Here is a 487-nt window from a genome sequence, read left to right as displayed (position 1 = left end):
GCGCGGCTGGTCGCCGCACCCGCACCAGCGCGCGATGCTGGCCGAGGCGCGCGCAGGCCGCTCCGCCCTGCTCATCGCCCCCACCGGCGCGGGCAAGACGCTCGCCGGTTTCCTCCCCACCCTCGCCGACCTCGCCCAGCACCCCCGCCCCGGCCTGCACACGCTCTACGTCTCGCCGCTCAAGGCATTGGCCGCCGACATCGCCCGCAACCTGACGCGCCCGGTCACGGAAATGGGCCTGCCGATCACGATCGAGACCCGCACCGGCGACACCGACGCCGCGACGCGCCGACGCCAGCGCGAAACCCCGCCGCACATCCTGCTCACCACGCCCGAGAGCCTCGCGGTGATGCTGTCGATGGAGGACGCGAGCCGCATCTTCGCCGGCCTCTCCATCATCGTCGTCGACGAGATCCATGCGCTCGCCGGCACCAAGCGCGGCGACCAGCTCGCCCTCGGTCTCGCGCGCCTCGCCTCCCTCGCCCCC

General features: G+C 74.1%; 1 protein-coding gene. It reads left to right on the top strand.

Annotated elements, in window-relative coordinates; genetic code table 11:
- The coding region (locus FK498_RS19030) for a DEAD/DEAH box helicase (RefSeq protein ID WP_141857298.1) at window positions 1–487 on the top strand (487 nt) is incomplete at both ends.

Source organism: Elioraea sp. Yellowstone (genome assembly GCF_006704265.1).
Taxonomy (GTDB): Bacteria; Pseudomonadota; Alphaproteobacteria; order Acetobacterales; family Acetobacteraceae; genus Elioraea.
This window is presented reverse-complemented; position numbering and strand designations above follow the sequence as displayed.